The sequence below is a fragment of the Pseudomonas sp. genome, from assembly GCF_050739935.1.
In the GTDB taxonomy this organism is placed as follows: domain Bacteria; phylum Pseudomonadota; class Gammaproteobacteria; order Pseudomonadales; family Pseudomonadaceae; genus Aquipseudomonas.
Genome location: NZ_JBOICF010000072.1, coordinates 16,551 through 33,029 on the forward strand (window position 1 = coordinate 16,551; position 16,479 = coordinate 33,029).

Below are 16,479 nucleotides of genomic sequence, written 5' to 3' on the forward strand. Positions count from 1 at the left end.
CGGAATTATTGCAGTCGTGTGACAGGTTGGTTCTAACGATGCGCAATGGCCGGTCTAGAGCTAAGCTATCGGTCTTGTCCTACAACACCTGTCGGAACCTCGACGAACAAAAAGAGGATGTATCTATGGCTAAAATTTCTTGTGCTTTTATGGGCCTGCTCACCGCGGCCGCATTGGCATCGTCCGGAATGGCTTTCGCTGCTGACCCCGCAATGACCAAGGATGGCGTGTTGACCGACCATCAGGGCCTGACCCTTTACACCTTCGACAAGGACACCTCTGCCGGCAAGTCAGTGTGCAACGATCAATGCGCGACCAACTGGCCGCCTTTGACTGCCGGTGCCAGTGACAAGGCCGAGGGCGACTGGACTATCATCAAGCGTGATGACGGTGCTTCGCAGTGGGTTTACAAAGGCAAACCCCTATACACCTTCAAGAACGATAAAGCCGCTGGAGACAAGACCGGCGACGGCAAGGGCGACGTCTGGCACGTGGCCAAACCCTGATCTACGCAATTGCCTGCGCTGTCCCGCATCGGGTCAGCGCAGCGCGTAATCCACCACGATTCCGACAAAGATCGCCAAGCCTGCCCAGTGGTTATGCAAAAACGCCTTGAAGCAGGCTTGCGGATCTTTATCCCGCGTCGACCAGAATTCCCAGGCGAAGCACCCGGCCGCGACTACCAGGCCGATGAAGAAATACAGCCCCAGCTCGAAGCGTGAACCGGCCAGCATCAGGCAGAACAGCGCCAGGCATTGCAGCGTCAGGATGATCACCCGGTCAGCATCGCCGAACAGCACGGCGGTGGATTTCACGCCGATCTTCAAGTCATCTTCGCGATCGGTCATGGCGTAATAGGTGTCGTAGCCCACGGTCCACAACAGGTTGGCGATGTACAGCAGCCACGCCGCAGCAGGCAGATCACCAGTCTGCGCGGTGAACGCCATTGGCATGCCCCACGAGAACGCCGCGCCCAGCACCACTTGCGGGTAATAGGTGTAACGCTTCATGAACGGATACGTGGCCGCCAACGCCAGACCGCCGAACGACAGCCAGACTGTGGTGGCGTTGGTCAACAGCACCAGCCCGAAGCTCAGCGCCACCAGCACCGCGAACAGTATCAACGCTTCTTTTGACGTGATCCTGCCGCTCACCAGCGGGCGTTGCTCCGTGCGTTTGACGTGGCCGTCGACCTTGCGGTCGGCGAAGTCATTGATCACGCAGCCCGCCGCGCGCATCAGAAAGACGCCGACCACGAAGATCAACACGTTACCCAGCGAAGGCGAACCCTTGCCCGCAATCCACAGCGCCCATAGCGTCGGCCACAGCAGTAGGTAGATGCCGATGGGTTTTTCGATCCGCATCAGTTGGATGAAGTCCCAGGCGCGAGGATGCAGGCGGCTGAGGGATTTGAGCAGCGACAGGTACATCAGCGACGCTCCTTGCTTGAGTCGGCAGACTGATCGATGGCGCGCCACACGCTGGGCAAAAACACTTCGGCCACCAGAATGCTCAATGGCCCACGGAGGAAACAGGATCGACGGCCCCAGAGCCCTGTTGCCGTATCGGCCTGCGGCAGCCAAGACGCGGGGTATTGGCAGATCTGCAGAGGCCCGCGGGCGAAGGCCCGGTCGCTGAACAGCAGTTCGCCCAATGAGCGCGTGCCAAGTTCGTCCATATGCAGGCCGTCGTTTTCCAGAGCGCCACGACCCGCGACGCTGCGGGCAAATACCCACTTCTGGTCATGCCCAAGTAGATACACCTCGCGCACCCAACCCTCGCTGCCTTCGGGCAACTGCAGCGCGGCGCACTCATCGGCGCGCAGACGCTGCCAGCCTTCGAACAGCGGCCTGACGCTGAAGCCATCATTGGAAAGCCGGGTCAGCCGGCGGGTCAGGGAGTCTTCATGGAACAGCCACTCGACGACGACAGGCGCGGGTGCTTCGGTCAGTTGATCGCGCAACAGCCATTCGGGCGTCGGACATACAGGATTTTGCTGGATCACAGTGAGCAGTTATTGGCAGCAATCGAGGCGGCGAGCTTAGCATGATTGGCGATTCTGGCCGACGACCGGACCAGGCCTTGAGCGTCGATGAAGCTTGCGTCATCGTCCTTCGATCAGTAAAACGCCCAGACCCATTCGAAAAAGGCGCGACCAACGCCGAACGTCTGGGCCCGTATAGCCTGAGAACCGAGAGAATCAACCGATGAAAAAGTGGCAATGCATTGTCTGTGGCCTGATTTACAACGAAGCCGATGGTTGGCCGGATGACGGCATTGCACCGGGCACCCGCTGGGAAGATGTGCCTGAAGACTGGCTCTGCCCTGATTGCGGCGTCGGCAAGATGGATTTCGAAATGATCGAAATCATCTGATACCCATTTCCCTGACTGACTCTGGAGATATGAATGAACGCACCAGTGGTGATCATCGGTACCGGCCTTGCGGGCTATAACCTGGCCCGTGAATTTCGCAAGCTCGATGGCGAAACGCCGCTGTTGCTGATCACCGCCGATGACGGTCGCTCCTATTCCAAACCCATGCTTTCGACCGGTTTCGGCAAGAACAAGGAAGCCGACGGCCTGAGCATGGCCGAACCGGGCGCGATGGCAGAGCAATTGAAGGCCGAGGTCCGCACCCACACGCGGGTTAGCGGTATCGACGCTGGTCACAAGCGGCTATGGATAGGCGAAGAGTCGGTCCACTATCGCGACCTGATTCTGGCCTGGGGCGCGGAAACCGTGCGCGTGCCGGTGGAGGGCGATGCCAGCGATGCGGTTTTCCCGATCAACGATCTGGAAGACTACGCACGTTTTCGCTCAGCGGCCGCAGGCAAGCGCCGGGTGTTGATTCTGGGCGTCGGCCTGATCGGCTGCGAATTCGCCAACGATCTTATCCTCGGCGGCTATGAAGTCGATCTCGTCGCGCCTTGCGAGCAGGTCATGCCAACCCTGCTGCATCCGGCCGCAGCGACAGCGGTCCAGGCCGGGCTTGAGAGCCTTGGCGCGCGGTTTCATCTGGGGCCGGTGCTGACGCGACTTTCGAGAGTCGAAGATGGCCTGCAAGCGCATCTGTCCGATGGCGAAGTGTTGCAGTGCGATGTGGTGGTGTCGGCGATTGGCCTGCGTCCCCGTGTTGATCTCGCTGCTGCGGCCGGTCTTGAGATTGGCCGTGGCGTAGTGGTGGATCGTCACCTGCAGACCTCCCACGCCAATATCTATGCGCTGGGTGACTGCGCAGAAGTCGACGGACTCAATCTGTTGTACGTGATGCCGCTGATGAGCTGCGCGCGAGCGCTGGCGCAAACCCTGGCGGGGACCCCGACCGCCGTCAAATACGGACCGATGCCAGTCACCGTGAAAACCCCCGTTTGCCCACTGGTGGTGTCGCCTGTGCCAAAGGGCCTGGAAGGCATATGGAGCGTCGAAGGGCAGGGCGCCGACATCAAGGCACTGTGTCGTGATTCGGAAGGAAATTTGTTGGGTTACGCCCTGACAGGGTCGGCGGTGATGGACAAACTCGCGCTGAACAAGGTACTGCCGCCCTTGTTGGCATAAATACCTGTCGTTCTGTCGGATAAGGCGCGTTTTTGTTGATACAAACCTCGCTCACGCACTGGCGCCGAATTCGGCAGCATGCCATCCTCATTCCGGTCTGCCGCTACGTAGAGCCGTCGCGGCACCTGCTCGCTGCCCGCCAAGGGCTGCACAGGACATAAAAACAAAAAACCGTAAAAGAGGCTTCATATGCGCAAACCTGAACTCGCAGCCGCTATCGCGGAAAAAGCAGATCTCACCAAAGAACAAGCCAATCGCGTCCTCAATGCCGTCCTGGACGAAATCACCAACGCCTTGCACAAAAAGGACAGCGTGACCCTCGTCGGCTTCGGCACCTTCCTGCAACGCCATCGCGGCGCGCGCACAGGTAAAAATCCTCAGACCGGCGAGCCGGTGAAAATCAAGGCCAGTAACACGGTCGCATTTAAACCGGGCAAATTCCTGAAAGACAGCGTCAATCCGGACACGCCGGCAAAGCCTGCAGCGAAGCCGAAAGCAGCTGCATCGAAGAAGAAATAAATCGCTGTACGCCTTGCGGAAGGCGAGCAGTACGAAAATGGGCATGCCAACACGTTGGATGCCCATTTTTTATGGCCGACGTTGCATTGTGTATCGGCATGGCCCGCCGGCCATGGCGTACCACAGATGGCCGCACCGAATCTCTGGATCTGTCTAGCTCGCCACTTTGCGACTAATGAGTTCTGCTCCCTCGCGTCTCTCTGAAGCTCGCTACACTGCCGCACGTCGCGGTATTCGCATGGTCGGTAGAGGCATTGAGCTATGAAGTTTCGGTTTCTTCTCTGGATGTTGGGCCTGTTGATGGCTCGTGCCAGCCGCAACAACCCCGCCTTCACGCAACAACTGGCCGGCAAGGACCTGACCTTCCAACTGCAGACCAGTGACGGCAAGATCGCCCGCCATTTCGTGGTTCGTGATCAACGAGTCAGCAGCCGGGCAGGCGCGATCGCCGAGCCAGCATTTGCGATTTCCTTTAAGGATGCGGCCTACGGCTTCGCCACGATGCAGGCAAAGAACAAGCAACTGGCGTTCATGCAGGGGATTCAGAACAAGGATATTCAGGTCACCGGCAACACCGGGCTGGTGATGTGGTTTCAGGGTTTGACGAAATATTTGAAGCCGAGGAAGAAAAAGTGACGGGCCGATGAGGTTCGGGCCCTGCGCTGAACCTCTGGCAGCGAATTCATTCGCGATAGATAGTTCAGACGGTAGATATGTGTCGGTTGTGCCCCCGCCTCGCGAAATTCGCTACCACAGGATCTCCAACCGCCTCAGGATCAAGGCGGTTGGAAGACTCAATCAATGAAACTGCGAAGCCAATTCGCGCAGTAACACTTCGGCTTCCAGCACCTTTTTCACCACATCCTCCGCTTTGTCGCGGGACAGTTCCAGGCGCTCGAACAGTTCGTCAGGAATGCTTTCCATCGGACCTGAGCCAATGCCTTCCTTGCGCAACAGACGAACCGCCAGGCACACCAGGTTGGCGTATTCGTGATGTTCGCCTGTGTAATGCGGGTCGTGCTGGAAGCGCAGGGCAGTGGCTAACTCCTCAGGCATGTCCCAGTTGCGCATCAGCCAGGCGCCGATCTGCTCGCGGGTGATGCCCAGCAGATGCTGTTCCACGAAACTGTGGTGCAGGTGCGGGTTGACCTCGATCTGTCGGCAGATCAGCGAGAAATGCGGCGGGAACACGTGGGCCAGCAACAGATAGCCGAAGTTATGCAGCAGACCGGCCAGGTAAGTCAGGCCGCTCTCGGGGCGCTTGGCTCGTGGCATGGCGCGGGTCAAGCCTTCGATGACCGCCGCGCTGTAGATCGATTGCTGCCAGTACGGCGTTGAGTGCTGGGGTTGATCCTTTGGCAATGCCAGGGTTTTGCCGAGCGCCAGACCCAGGGCCAGATTGATCACCAGATCGAAGCCCAGCACGCGCACGATGGCGTCTTCGACCGAGCGAATCTTGCCAGCCGAACCGTAGTACGGCGACGCCGCCCAACTCACCACTTGCGCCGCCAGCGCAGGATCGGTTTCGACGACGCCGGTAATGTCATCGATGGTCGCGTCGGGGTCGACCCGCAGCTTAATGATTTTCTGTGCGGTGTCAGCCAGCGGGGGGATCTCCACTGTCGCTTCCAGACGCTGCTGAATGCGGCGCGCGGTGAAATGCTGTACTGCCTTGGTGATCTCTTCGCGGTCGTCGTCGGGACGTGTCAGGTTAGGCTGCACCGACGTCACCGGCTCACCGAAAATGGCGGCGCTGGCTTTGCTCAACAGCGTCTTGAAGTCATCGCTACTGATTTCCAGCAGCAGGCCGGGCTCGCCGGAGTCGATCAGTACAGTCGGCGCTTGCAGGATGCGTTCTTCATACAGGCAAGGCGAGCTGGTCAACGCCGGAAGGGCCGGCAAGGCGCGCAGGCTGTTTTTGCCCAGCATCTTGTCCAGATGCTCTTGAGTGACCGCTGTAAGCTTGCGCCCGGTCAGCTCGGTAATGCGATTGAGGTCCAGCAGGTGGCTTTTCGGGAACAGGACCAGCAGCGCGCCCACAGTGTCATGGACCAGAACGGCCTGGACCTTCCGCTCGACGGGGAGCATTTCATCGTCCATGACTTCGCGGTAGCTGACGGCTGCTTTATCAAGCAGGTGCCGGATGACAGATGGGGTGTGTTGGGCGTCATCGATGTGGGCAACTTCTGTCATAGCCTGTATCCAGATTCCTACAATTGCTGAAGTATAACCAGCTTAGTTGTTATAGAGGTGATACGCAGTCTTCGTGCTGACTACGTCATACCTGTCCGTATTGCTGGCCGTGGCGCAACCAGCGCTCCAGCAGCGGACTGACGTGGGTAGGCCATCGCTCAAGCAGGGCCTGGGCTGCATCTCTGACTGCCGGCAGCAGGTCCGCATCGCGCATCAGGTCTGCGACCTTGAATTGCAGCAGCCCCGTCTGGCGCGTTCCGAGCATCTCGCCCGGCCCGCGAAGCTCCAGATCCTTCTCAGCGATCACGAAACCGTCGTTGGTCTCGCGCATGATTCCCAGCCGCTGCCGGCCGATTTGCGACAGCGGTGGATGGTACAACAGCACGCAATGACTCGCCGCACTGCCACGTCCAACCCGCCCACGCAATTGATGAAGCTGGGCCAGGCCCAGTCGTTCCGGGTTCTCGATGATCATCAGGCTGGCATTGGGCACATCCACACCAACCTCGATGACAGTCGTGGCGACCAACAGCTGCAAGTTGCCCTGTTTGAATTCGGCCATTACTACGGCCTTTTCCGCAGGCTTCATGCGCCCGTGAATCAGCCCGACTTTAAGTTCGCCCAACGCGCTGGTCAGTTCCTCGAACGTAGTTTCGGCCGCCTGACACGTCAGCTCTTCGGATTCTTCAATCAGCGTACAGACCCAATATGCCTGGCGACCTTCGGCGCAGGCGTTGCGCACTCGCTCGACCACCTCGATGCGGCGGCTATCGGCGACCAATACCGTGTTGACCGGTGTTCGGCCTGGGGGGAGTTCATCGAGGATCGACGTGTCGAGGTCCGCGTAGGCACTCATCGCCAACGTTCGCGGGATCGGAGTGGCGGTCATGATCAACTGGTGCGGACACATCAGGCCGCCGACGCCCTTCTTGCGCAGGGCCAGACGTTGCTGAACGCCGAAACGATGCTGTTCATCGATGATCACCAGCGCGAGATTCTTGAACTGCACTTCATCCTGAAACAGCGCGTGAGTACCGACGACCATCGGCGCACCGTTGGCGATCTGCTCCAGAGACGCTGCGCGCAGCTTGCCTTTGAGTTTGCCGGCCAGCCACGCCGTCTCGATACCCAATGGATCGAGCCAGCGTTTGAAGTTGATGAAATGCTGCTCGGCGAGAATTTCCGTCGGCGCCATCAACGCCACCTGATAGCCCGCTTCCAGCGCCTGCAACGCCGCGAGCGCTGCGACAACGGTCTTGCCCGCGCCAACATCACCTTGAATGAGCCGCAACATAGGCTCCTGTTGGCTGAGGTCGTAGGCGATTTCCTTGCCGACCCGTTGCTGCGCGCCTGTAGGCGGAAAACCCAGGTTAGCGAGGAATTTTTTCGGCAGTCGTTTGGCGAGCGGCAACGATGGGGCGCGCTGGGAGCGCAGGCTTTCGCGCAGACGTTGCTGCGACAGTTGATGCGTCAGCAGTTCCTCGAACGCCAGCCGGTGCTGGGCCCAGTGATGACCGAGGGCCAGTTCTTCGACATCGGCATCGGCGGGCGGGTTGTGCAGGTAGTGAATGGCGTCGGCCAGCGGCGCGAGTTGATAGTCGCGCGCCAGCTCTTCAGGCAGCCAGTCGGGCAGGCTTCTGGGACCGAGCATGCCCAGACTTTGCTGGCACAGTTGGCGTAGACGCTGTTGCGTCAGGCCTTCGGTGGTTGGATAGATCGGCGTGAGCGTCTGCTCGACCGCGACGTGTTCTTCGCCGGTGATGGCGCGGTATTCGGGGTGATAAATCTCAAGTCCCGATGCGCCAGGCCGGGCTTCGCCGTAGCAACGCACGTGAGTTCCGCGTTTGAGGCCGTCCTTCTGCGCGTTGCTGAAGTGATAGAAGCGCAGGCTCAGCACGCCTGTGCCGTCACCCAGCCGCACCAGCAGGCTGCGACGTTTACCCATCACCACATCGGCACCGCTGACCACGCCTTCGATCACGGCGTCCTGCCCAGGCCGCAGCGCGCCGATGGGCACGACGCGAGTGCGATCCTGATAACGCAGGGGCAGATGAAAGAGAACGTCCTGAATGTTCTCGAGTCCGACCTTCGCCAGCTTTTCAGCCATGGCCTCGCCGACGCCCTTGAGCGCCGTGACCGAGACGTGGGACAGCTCAGTCATACCGCCACTTAACTCGCTTGTGCCTGGGCTTTAGGGCGAGCGACGGAGCACAGACGGATCGAGTCGGCGAGGATTTCGATAGCTTTTGGCCGTGGGAAGCTTGCGCGCCAGGCGATGGCTACCGTGCGGAATGGCACTGGAGCGGACATCGGACGGACCTCGATTACACCAGGGGCATAATGGTGGCTGTCGACTGCCGACATTGGCAGGATCGAAACTCCAAGACCCGAAGCCACCATGTGTCGAATGGTTTCCAGCGAGCTGGATTCGACAGTGGTGTGCTTGGCGCTGTCGCCGCCCTTGACCAGCGTCGGACAGGCTTCGAGGACCTGATCGCGGAAGCAGTGACCTTCGCCCAGCAGCAGCAGGCTCTTGTCGTTCAGCGCCGCTGCGTCGATGGTGTCTTTCTGAGTCCAGGGATGGTCGGCCGGCATCAGCACGTAGAACGGTTCGTCGTACAGTGACATGGTCAATACGTCGGCTTCGTTGAACGGCAGGGCGATGATGATCGCATCGAGTTCACCGTTGCGCAGCTTGTCGCGCAGCACATGGGTGAAGTTCTCTTCGATGTACAAGGGCATTTGCGGGGCGACCCGATGCAGTTGCGGGATCAGATGCGGGAAAAGGTAAGGACCGACGGTGTAGATCGCGCCGACTTTCAGCGGTGCGGTCAGCTGGTTCTTGCCAGTCTGGGCGAGTTCACGAATGCCTTGAGCTTGTTCGAGCACCTTCTGCGCCTGAGCCACGATGCCCTCGCCGACGGGCGTAAGACGTACCGCACTCTTGCTGCGCTCGAAAATCAGCACACCGAGTTCATCTTCCAGCTTCTTCACGCCCACCGACAATGTCGGCTGGCTGACATGGCAGCGCTCGGCCGCATGGCCGAAATGCTGCTCTTGAGCGAGGGTAACGATATAGCGCAATTCTGTGAGGGTCATAGCGTGCGTCCATGAAGTTGCGGCCCCAGCATAGCGGGTGCAATCGATAGACGCACGTTATCAGGCGCTCTGTTGTTGCAAAATCGTCGTTTCAGCGTTTATCCAGCGAATAAACGAAGGGTGCGACAACTTCCAGCGTGCCGTTGTTGAGCAATTCGGCGGGTGGTTTTGGCAACGGCTGGGCACGCCGAATCATCTCCAGCGTGGCCCGGTCCAGTGCCGCGCTGCCAGAACCGCCAGCGATTTCGTAGGACAGTACCCGGCCTTCACCATCGACCACGAAGCGCAGACGGTTGATGCCTTGCATGCCACGACGCCGGGCGTCTTCCGGATAACGCTTGAACTTGCTCAAGTGACGCAGCAGATCACCCTGCCAACTTGGCAGTGCAGTGCTCGGTGGCGCTGGCGGGGCCTGTTCAGGGGCTGCGGATTTTTCCGGCTTGGCGTTGGATGGTGGAGTGTCTACCGGTTTTTCATCGGCGGGTTTCTCTTCCTTCGGCGGCTCAACCTTCTTCACAGGTTTGGGCGGCTGTGGTTTGGGCTTTGGCTTGACCGGTTTGGGAATTGCGATTTCCGGTTTCGGCGCTTCAGCGATAGGCGGAATCGGCAGTTGTTCTTCCGGCGCAGGAGGCTGCGGCGGCTGAACGACCTTCGGCGGTGGCGGCGGAGCGGGCTCGGGAACAGGCGCCAGCTCGATCATCATTGCCGCCGGTGGCAGCTCGATGGCCTGCGAGGTGGGCCAGCGCAGTGCGACCAGGATCGCAACGGCGTGTACCGCCAGCACCAACAACAGACTACCGCTATAGCGCGTCAGTTTTTGGCGCGTATTGATCATTTCTTACCAACCGTCTCGAGACCCACCAGACCGACTTTCAGGTAACCGGCGCCGCGCAGGAGGTTCATGACCTCCATCAGATCGCCGTAGTCCACGCCTTTATCGGCCTGGAAGAAGATGGTTGTGTCTTTCTTGCCCTTGGTCTTGGCATCCAGAACCGGACCGATCTGCTCGCGAGCGACCTTTTCATCACCCAGATACAGGCTCTGGTCGGCCTTGACGCTGAGGAAGACCGGCTTCTCGGGTCGGGGCGCCGGTTTCGCGGTGGAAGCGGGCAGGTCGACCTTGATGTCCACCGTGGCCAGAGGCGCCGCCACCATGAAGATGATCAACAGCACCAACATGACGTCGATGAACGGCGTCACGTTGATTTCGTGGTTCTCGGCGAGATCGTCGCCACCTTCGTTAAGATGCAGGCCCATGGTTTACCCCATTTTTACCATGTGCGGCTGAGCACGGTCAGCGGCGGGCTGGTGATCCAGATCGCGGCTGACCAGCAACAGAACCTGAGCCGATGCGTCCGACACTTGCGCCTTGTAACCCGCGATCGAGCGGGCGAAGACGTTGTAGATGACCACCGCAGGGATTGCCGCGACCAGACCCAGCGCCGTGGCCAGCAGGGCTTCTGCGATGCCGGGAGCGACGACGGCAAGGTTGGTGGTCTGGGTCTTGGCGATACCGATGAAGCTGTTCATGATGCCCCACACGGTACCGAACAGGCCGACGAAGGGCGCGGTCGAACCGATGGTGGCGAGCACGCCGGTGCCCATGCTCATGTTGCGGCCACAAGCAGCAACCAAACGTTCGAGACGGAAGCTGACGCGTTCCTTGATGCCCTCGCGCTCGCGACTATTGACTGACAGGTGCATTTCTTCCAGTGCGTCGTGGACCAGCAGATTCGCCAGCGTGCCTTGCTTTTTGGCACTGGCGCTGGCTTCGTCCAGAGTACGGGCACGCTTGAGGGCTGCGATTTCGCCCTTCAGGCGACGCTTGGCACCCAGCAGCTCGAAGCCTTTGGCGATCCAGATGGTCCAGGTGATGATCGAGGCGATAGCCAGACCGATCATCACGGCTTTGACGACGATGTCGGCGTTCTTGTACATACCCCAGGGCGAAAGGTCGTGGGACATGCCAAGGCTGTTGTCTTCAGCGGCAGCGTCCAGCGATTCGGACGGTGCGGCAGGTTCCTGAACGGCGGGTGCCTCCGTGGTGTCCACTGGCGTAGTGGCGGGCGTGGCCGATTGCACCGCTGGCGTCTGCGTCGGAGCGCTGGAGTCGGCGAGGGCGACAGGTGCCAGCATCAGGCTGAAAAGCACCGCTGCGATAGCGCGCCCTGCGCGTGGCAGACCCGAAGACGTGATTGACGAAGCGGGGGATAGAGTAAGTGTCATGCTGGCCCGACCTGATATGAAAAAGGTGTTTCGTTCTCAATGCGTCACGCTGGCGCGAGGCGAGCGGAGGAGAACAAAGGGCCGACATTATTGCAAGTAATTCTTGTTAACAAAAGTAATAGAGTATCTTTTTTTAACACGAATGCGTCCCGATGGTCGCCTTCATCCCCCGTTTCATTGGTTCAAACCTACTTTTGATGTGGAGATTGTCATGGCAATGCCATCCGTTTTAATTGCTGGATGTGGAGACATCGGAGGGCGCCTGGCTTCGCAATTGTTGCTAGAAGGATGGACCGTGTACGGTTTGCGCAGAAGCGTGGCGAAGTTGCCGGAAGGTGTGCGTGGTGTAAATGGCGATCTGTTCGATGCGCGTATTCCCGTGCATTGGCCCGAAGGTCGCATCGATTATCTGGTGTATTGCGCCACGCCGACGGAACGTGATGAAACCGGCTATCGCGCAGCTTACGTTCAGGGACTGCGTCATGTGTTGGGCTGGGTCGAGCGCAGCGGGCAGAAACCACGGCGCATCCTGTTCGTCTCAAGCAGCAGTGTCTACGGGCAGAAGCAAGGGGAGTGGATCGACGAAACTTCGCCTGCCGAGGCCTTAGGGTTCTCAGGGCAAGTGATGCGTGAGGCCGAACAGGTTGCGCTAGACAGCGGGTTGCCTGCCACTGTCGTCAGGCTTACCGGCATTTATGGTCCGGGACGTAGCGATCTGATGAACCGCGTTCGTCAGGGCTACAGCGTGGCAATTGATCCGCCTCTCTATGGCAACCGGATCCATGCCGATGATGCGGCCGGGCTGCTGGCGTTTCTGCTGCGGGCAGATGCTCGCGGTGTAGCGCTGGATGATGTCTATATTGGTGTCGACGATGCGCCAGCCCCCTTGGCCGAGGTGGTCGACTGGATGCGCGAACGGCTCGGCGTGACGCAATGGTCTGATGAAAACAGTGTCCGCCGCGCAGGCAGCAAGCGCTGCAGCAACGCCCGAGCCAGGGCGCTGGGCTGGGTGCCGCGTTATGCGAGCTACAAGGAAGGGTATGAGGCGATGTTGGCAGGTACTCAGGATTGATCGGTGAGCCCTGATCTGTAGGGGGCTTGCTCACGAAGACGTCATTGCATCCGCCGCATTCTCGACGTCTGAAAGTCGGTCTTTGTGAGCAAGCTCACTCATACAAAGGGCCGCAAGCGAGCTTTACAGTGCAGCGGTGGATCAGTTCTTCTCCAGCACCCAATGCCGCTCACCTGGACGAAGGTCCGGCATTTCGGTGGCCTGGGCATTGTTCACGGCTTGGAAGATCTCCAGTTGCTTGCCCTGACGCACGAAGACCCAAGGGTTGCCGCGCTCATTCTGCTCCAGCCACATACTGTCGTATTCACCGCTCATGGCTGCGCAATCCCCCGCTAGACAAAGGGCGTAGCGGTCGTTGCCCGGCAGGCCGGTGACGCTGCCATCGGGTGCGAATTCGACGACGCCGCCCTGGCCATCGCCATTGACGATGCTCCATTTGCCGCCAAGATAGGCGGTATAGAGCGCGCGTTCGAAACTGGTGCCCGGTTGAGCACCTGCAGGTGCAGCCTCTTTGGGCGTTCGGAAATGCTGTTCTGGACCGGAATCGCTGGCGCTCTGTACCAGTTCATCACTCTTGAGCTTGAGATCGTCCGAGGCGCTGCCGTAGACATTCACTTTCCACGTGCCGTCCGGGTCCTTGGCGATCTTGCCCTCGGTCAGTTCAAAACCGTTGTACGACGTCGCCTGGCCAGCCGCGGTGTTGATATTCCACTCAAGCGTCGGACCATAAGCCAGCAGCGACTGGCGCAGATTGCCGCCTTCAGCTGCTGCGTCGATAGCGGCCTGGTTGATCCAGACCCCATCAGGGGTTTTGTTGGAGTGGCTAGCGCAACCGCTCAGCAGCGCGGCTAGCAGCGAGAGGGCGAACGCAACGCGCATACGCATGGCGGAGTCCTTCCTTTGCTCTGAGGGTGACGGAGCGCGGGTGCGCTCCGCGAGGGATTTACTCGATGACCAGCACAGCATCCATTTCAACCTGGGCGCCACGTGGCAGCGCGGCGACGCCGATCGCAGCACGGGCCGGGTAAGGCTGTTCGAAGTATTTGCCCATGATCTCGTTGACCTTGGCGAAGTGGCTCAGGTCGGTCAGGAAGATATTCAGCTTGACGATATCCTTGAACGAGCCGCCTGCGGCTTCAGCCACGGCCTTGAGGTTCTCGAAGACCTGAGTGGTCTGGGCTTCGAAGCCTTCCACCAACTCCATGGTTTTCGGGTCCAGAGGAATCTGGCCGGACATGTAGACGGTATTGCCAGCTTTGATCGCCTGAGAATACGTGCCGATGGCGGCAGGGGCCTTGTCGCTGGAGATAACGGTCTTGCTCATGAAAAACTCCTGTTGGCGGTTGGCTACGCACGCATGCGGGTGATGCGGATCACTCCGGTCAGCGCGCGCAGTTTCTTGATCACGCGGGCCAGATGCACGCGGTCGTGCACGCTGACCACCAGTTGGACCACGCTGATACGACCATCGCGCTCGTCCATGCTGATTTTCTCGATGTTGCCATCGGCCGCATTGACGCTGCTGGCCAGCAAGGCAATGAGCCCGCGCTGATGTTCCAGCTCGACCCGCAGCTCGACGTTGAATTCGCCGGTGACATCCTTGGCCCAGGACAACTGGATGCATTTTTCCGGGTTGTGACGGATTTCACTGATGTTGCGGCAGTTGTCCAGGTGCACGACCATGCCTTTGCCCGCAGACAGATGGCCGACGATCGGGTCGCCCGGAATCGGCGTGCAGCACTTGGCGTAGCTGAGCACCAGACCTTCGGTGCCGCGAATCGCTAGCGGCCCTTCGGCGCTCGGCAGCTCTTCACCTTCGCTGGCCAGCAGGCGTCGGGCAACGACGTAGGCCATGCGATTGCCCAGGCCGATGTCTTCGAGGAGGTCTTCAATGACCTCGACCCGATATTCGGCGAGGATCAACTGCAGACGCTCGTTGGGAATCTTCTCCAGCGTGCTGTCGAAACCGTTCAGCACCTTGTTCAGTAGGCGTTCGCCCAGATTGATGGACTCGGAGCGGCGTTGCAGCTTGAGCGCATGACGGATGTGCGTGCGCGCCTTGCCGGTGACCACGAAGTTGAGCCAGGCCGGATTTGGCCGAGCGCCCGGTGCGCTGACGATCTCGACGGTCGAGCCGCTTTGCAATGGCTCGGACAATGGCGCCAAACGACGATTGATCCGACAGGCGATGCAGCTGTTTCCGACGTCGGTATGCACCGCATAGGCGAAGTCGACGGCCGTGGAGCCTTTGGGCAACTCCATGATCCGGCCCTTGGGGGTGAATACGTAGACCTCGTCCGGGAACAGGTCGATCTTCACACTCTCGATGAATTCCAGCGAGTTGCCGGCGCGTTGCTGCATCTCCAGCACGCCTTTGACCCACTGCCGGGCGCGAGCGTGGGTGCCTTTCGGCTGCTCGTCACCGGAAGACTTGTATAGCCAGTGCGCCGCGATACCGTTGTTGGCCATCTCTTCCATTTCGCGGGTGCGGATCTGGATTTCGATGGGTACGCCGTGCATGCCAAACAACGTGGTATGCAACGACTGATAACCGTTGGCCTTGGGAATCGCGATGTAATCCTTGAAGCGGCCAGGCAGCGGTTTGTACAAATTATGTACAGCGCCAAGCACTCGATAGCAGGTATCGACCTTGTCGACGATGATCCTGAACGCGTAGACGTCCATGATTTCGTTGAAGGCCCGACGTTTGCCGCGCATCTTTTTGTAGATGCCGTACAGGTGCTTCTGCCGGCCGCTAACTTCGCCTTCTATGCCGTCGACGGCCAGGCAGTGGCTCAACGACTCTTCAATCTTGTTGACCAGCTCCTTGCGGTTGCCACGGGCGCGCTTGACTGCTTGGCCGATGCGCGACGAGCGCATGGGGTACATGGCCTTGAAGCCCAGATCCTCGAATTCGATACGCACGCTGTGCATGCCAAGGCGATTGGCGATGGGGGCGTAGATTTCGAGGGTTTCCTTGGCAATGCGCCGACGTTTTTCGCCGGAGAGGACTTCCAGCGTGCGCATGTTGTGCAGGCGGTCGGCGAGCTTGACCAGGATCACGCGGATATCGCGCGCCATGGCCATGGCCATTTTCTGAAAGTTTTCAGCCTGGGCTTCGGCCTTGGTCTCGAAGTTCATCTGGGTCAGCTTGCTGACCCCGTCGACCAGTTCGGCGACGGTTTCGCCAAACTGCGCACAGAGCGCTTCCTTGGCGATGCCGGTGTCTTCGATCACGTCATGCAGCATCGCGGCCATCAGGCTCTGATGGTCCATGTGCATGTCGGCAAGGATATTGGCCACCGCCAGCGGGTGCGTGACGTAGGCTTCACCGCTGCGACGGCGCTGGCCGTCGTGGGCTTGTTCGGCGTAGAAATACGCCCGGCGGACCAGATTGACCTGGTCTGCGCCGAGGTAGGTCGACAGGCGATCGGCGAGGGCGTCTATGCTCGGCAAGATGGAACTCCGTGCCGAGGTTTTTGACCCTGCGCCTTGCTACGTCGACCGGGCATAGGCTTAGACGGCCTCGCTGGACTCGTCCTCGAACGCTGCGAACAGTGGTTCGTCTTCGACGATTTCAGCTTCTGCAATGACGGCATAATCCATCAGGCCGGCTGCGATTTCGCGCAGGGCAACAACGGTAGGCTTGTCGTTTTCCCAGGCCAGCTTCGGTTCTTTGCCGCCGGTCGCCAGTTGACGCGAGCGTTTGGTGGCGAGCATGACCAGCTCAAAACGGTTATCTACATGTTCCAGGCAGTCTTCAACGGTCACGCGGGCCATGGGTATTCCTCGTAGCAAATGCGGATGCGCGGT

Annotated in this window: 18 protein-coding genes; 6 read left to right on the forward strand and 12 right to left on the reverse strand. The window is 59.8% G+C overall.

What is annotated here, in order from left to right; all coding sequences use genetic code 11:
* Positions 1-125 precede the first annotated feature (125 nt).
* Positions 126-506, forward strand: a complete 381-nt coding sequence (locus ACRER8_RS14730) for a COG4315 family predicted lipoprotein (protein ID WP_431746977.1) — start codon at positions 126-128, stop codon at positions 504-506.
* A 33-nt stretch (positions 507-539) separates the two neighbouring features.
* Here the strand turns inward: ACRER8_RS14730 and ubiA are convergent, their stop codons facing one another.
* Both ubiA and ACRER8_RS14740 read right to left on the reverse strand, forming a co-directional pair.
* On the reverse strand, positions 540-1,430 hold the full coding sequence (gene ubiA, locus ACRER8_RS14735) for a 4-hydroxybenzoate octaprenyltransferase (protein WP_431746978.1): 891 nt from the start codon (positions 1,428-1,430) through the stop codon (positions 540-542).
* Positions 1,430-2,005 carry a chorismate--pyruvate lyase family protein gene (locus ACRER8_RS14740; protein WP_431746979.1) on the reverse strand — a complete coding sequence of 192 codons (576 nt, stop codon included), beginning with the start codon at positions 2,003-2,005 and terminating at the stop codon, positions 1,430-1,432. The genes ubiA and ACRER8_RS14740 overlap by 1 nt, the downstream gene beginning before the upstream one ends.
* A gap of 202 nt (positions 2,006-2,207) precedes the next feature.
* Here ACRER8_RS14740 and ACRER8_RS14745 point away from each other — a divergent pair, with 202 nt between their 5' ends.
* The 4 genes from ACRER8_RS14745 to ACRER8_RS14760 all read left to right on the forward strand — a co-directional run bounded on the left by ACRER8_RS14745 (position 2,208) and on the right by ACRER8_RS14760 (position 4,712).
* Positions 2,208-2,375, forward strand: coding sequence for a rubredoxin (locus tag ACRER8_RS14745; RefSeq protein ID WP_431746980.1), 168 nt, complete (start codon positions 2,208-2,210; stop codon positions 2,373-2,375).
* Between the two features lie 33 nt (positions 2,376-2,408).
* Positions 2,409-3,557 carry an NAD(P)/FAD-dependent oxidoreductase gene (locus ACRER8_RS14750; protein WP_431746981.1) on the forward strand — a complete coding sequence of 383 codons (1,149 nt, stop codon included), beginning with the start codon at positions 2,409-2,411 and terminating at the stop codon, positions 3,555-3,557.
* 189 nt (positions 3,558-3,746) lie between these two features.
* Positions 3,747-4,076, forward strand: a complete 330-nt coding sequence (locus ACRER8_RS14755) for an HU family DNA-binding protein (protein ID WP_431746982.1) — start codon at positions 3,747-3,749, stop codon at positions 4,074-4,076.
* 261 nt (positions 4,077-4,337) lie between these two features.
* Positions 4,338-4,712 (forward strand): SCP2 sterol-binding domain-containing protein, encoded by a 375-nt coding sequence (locus tag ACRER8_RS14760; protein ID WP_431746983.1) that lies wholly within the window; start codon positions 4,338-4,340, stop codon positions 4,710-4,712.
* A 162-nt stretch (positions 4,713-4,874) separates the two neighbouring features.
* Here the strand turns inward: ACRER8_RS14760 and ACRER8_RS14765 are convergent, their stop codons facing one another.
* From ACRER8_RS14765 to exbB, 6 genes are all read right to left on the reverse strand, one after another.
* Positions 4,875-6,269, reverse strand: coding sequence for an HDOD domain-containing protein (locus ACRER8_RS14765; RefSeq protein ID WP_431746984.1), 1,395 nt, complete (start codon positions 6,267-6,269; stop codon positions 4,875-4,877).
* A gap of 85 nt (positions 6,270-6,354) precedes the next feature.
* Entirely contained in the window at positions 6,355-8,430 is a 2,076-nt protein-coding gene (gene recG / locus ACRER8_RS14770) for an ATP-dependent DNA helicase RecG (RefSeq protein WP_431746985.1), read from the reverse strand.
* Between the two features lie 8 nt (positions 8,431-8,438).
* Positions 8,439-9,368, reverse strand: coding sequence for a hydrogen peroxide-inducible genes activator (locus ACRER8_RS14775; RefSeq protein WP_431746986.1), 930 nt, complete (start codon positions 9,366-9,368; stop codon positions 8,439-8,441).
* Positions 9,369-9,459: 91 nt separating this feature from the next.
* Positions 9,460-10,203, reverse strand: a complete 744-nt coding sequence (locus tag ACRER8_RS14780; RefSeq protein WP_110948335.1) for an energy transducer TonB — start codon at positions 10,201-10,203, stop codon at positions 9,460-9,462.
* Positions 10,200-10,625 carry a TonB system transport protein ExbD gene (exbD, locus tag ACRER8_RS14785; RefSeq protein ID WP_108236211.1) on the reverse strand — a complete coding sequence of 142 codons (426 nt, stop codon included), beginning with the start codon at positions 10,623-10,625 and terminating at the stop codon, positions 10,200-10,202. Before exbD ends, ACRER8_RS14780 begins: the two co-directional genes overlap by 4 nt.
* 3 nt (positions 10,626-10,628) lie before the next feature.
* Positions 10,629-11,594: a tonB-system energizer ExbB gene (gene exbB, locus ACRER8_RS14790; protein ID WP_431746987.1), complete on the reverse strand. Its 966-nt coding sequence runs from the start codon at positions 11,592-11,594 to the stop codon at positions 10,629-10,631.
* Positions 11,595-11,805: 211 nt separating this feature from the next.
* On the opposite strand from exbB, the gene ACRER8_RS14795 reads away from it, so the two are divergent.
* Positions 11,806-12,666 carry an SDR family oxidoreductase gene (locus tag ACRER8_RS14795; protein WP_431746988.1) on the forward strand — a complete coding sequence of 287 codons (861 nt, stop codon included), beginning with the start codon at positions 11,806-11,808 and terminating at the stop codon, positions 12,664-12,666.
* Between the two features lie 141 nt (positions 12,667-12,807).
* Here the strand turns inward: ACRER8_RS14795 and ACRER8_RS14800 are convergent, their stop codons facing one another.
* The 4 genes from ACRER8_RS14800 to rpoZ form a co-directional block, all read right to left on the reverse strand.
* Positions 12,808-13,545: a hypothetical protein gene (locus tag ACRER8_RS14800; protein WP_431747027.1), complete on the reverse strand. Its 738-nt coding sequence runs from the start codon at positions 13,543-13,545 to the stop codon at positions 12,808-12,810.
* A 64-nt stretch (positions 13,546-13,609) separates the two neighbouring features.
* Entirely contained in the window at positions 13,610-13,990 is a 381-nt protein-coding gene (locus ACRER8_RS14805; protein WP_133751196.1) for a RidA family protein, read from the reverse strand.
* Positions 13,991-14,013: 23 nt separating this feature from the next.
* On the reverse strand, positions 14,014-16,122 hold the full coding sequence (spoT, locus tag ACRER8_RS14810) for a bifunctional GTP diphosphokinase/guanosine-3',5'-bis pyrophosphate 3'-pyrophosphohydrolase (protein ID WP_431746989.1): 2,109 nt from the start codon (positions 16,120-16,122) through the stop codon (positions 14,014-14,016).
* A 60-nt stretch (positions 16,123-16,182) separates the two neighbouring features.
* On the reverse strand, positions 16,183-16,446 hold the full coding sequence (gene rpoZ, locus ACRER8_RS14815; RefSeq protein ID WP_025257879.1) for a DNA-directed RNA polymerase subunit omega: 264 nt from the start codon (positions 16,444-16,446) through the stop codon (positions 16,183-16,185).
* Positions 16,447-16,479: the final 33 nt, after the last annotated feature.

Coding starts and splice junctions, on each gene's coding strand:
- ACRER8_RS14730 (WP_431746977.1), top strand. CDS start 126: ATGGCTAAAATTTCTTGTGCTTTTATGGGCCTGCTCACCGCGGCCGCA.
- ubiA (WP_431746978.1), bottom strand. CDS start 1,430: ATGTACCTGTCGCTGCTCAAATCCCTCAGCCGCCTGCATCCTCGCGCC.
- ACRER8_RS14745 (WP_431746980.1), top strand. CDS start 2,208: ATGAAAAAGTGGCAATGCATTGTCTGTGGCCTGATTTACAACGAAGCC.
- ACRER8_RS14750 (WP_431746981.1), top strand. CDS start 2,409: ATGAACGCACCAGTGGTGATCATCGGTACCGGCCTTGCGGGCTATAAC.
- ACRER8_RS14755 (WP_431746982.1), top strand. CDS start 3,747: ATGCGCAAACCTGAACTCGCAGCCGCTATCGCGGAAAAAGCAGATCTC.
- ACRER8_RS14760 (WP_431746983.1), top strand. CDS start 4,338: ATGAAGTTTCGGTTTCTTCTCTGGATGTTGGGCCTGTTGATGGCTCGT.
- ACRER8_RS14765 (WP_431746984.1), bottom strand. CDS start 6,269: ATGACAGAAGTTGCCCACATCGATGACGCCCAACACACCCCATCTGTC.
- recG (WP_431746985.1), bottom strand. CDS start 8,430: ATGACTGAGCTGTCCCACGTCTCGGTCACGGCGCTCAAGGGCGTCGGC.
- ACRER8_RS14775 (WP_431746986.1), bottom strand. CDS start 9,368: ATGACCCTCACAGAATTGCGCTATATCGTTACCCTCGCTCAAGAGCAG.
- ACRER8_RS14780 (WP_110948335.1), bottom strand. CDS start 10,203: ATGATCAATACGCGCCAAAAACTGACGCGCTATAGCGGTAGTCTGTTG.
- exbD (WP_108236211.1), bottom strand. CDS start 10,625: ATGGGCCTGCATCTTAACGAAGGTGGCGACGATCTCGCCGAGAACCAC.
- exbB (WP_431746987.1), bottom strand. CDS start 11,594: ATGACACTTACTCTATCCCCCGCTTCGTCAATCACGTCTTCGGGTCTG.
- ACRER8_RS14795 (WP_431746988.1), top strand. CDS start 11,806: ATGGCAATGCCATCCGTTTTAATTGCTGGATGTGGAGACATCGGAGGG.
- ACRER8_RS14800 (WP_431747027.1), bottom strand. CDS start 13,545: ATGCGCGTTGCGTTCGCCCTCTCGCTGCTAGCCGCGCTGCTGAGCGGT.
- ACRER8_RS14805 (WP_133751196.1), bottom strand. CDS start 13,990: ATGAGCAAGACCGTTATCTCCAGCGACAAGGCCCCTGCCGCCATCGGC.
- rpoZ (WP_025257879.1), bottom strand. CDS start 16,446: ATGGCCCGCGTGACCGTTGAAGACTGCCTGGAACATGTAGATAACCGT.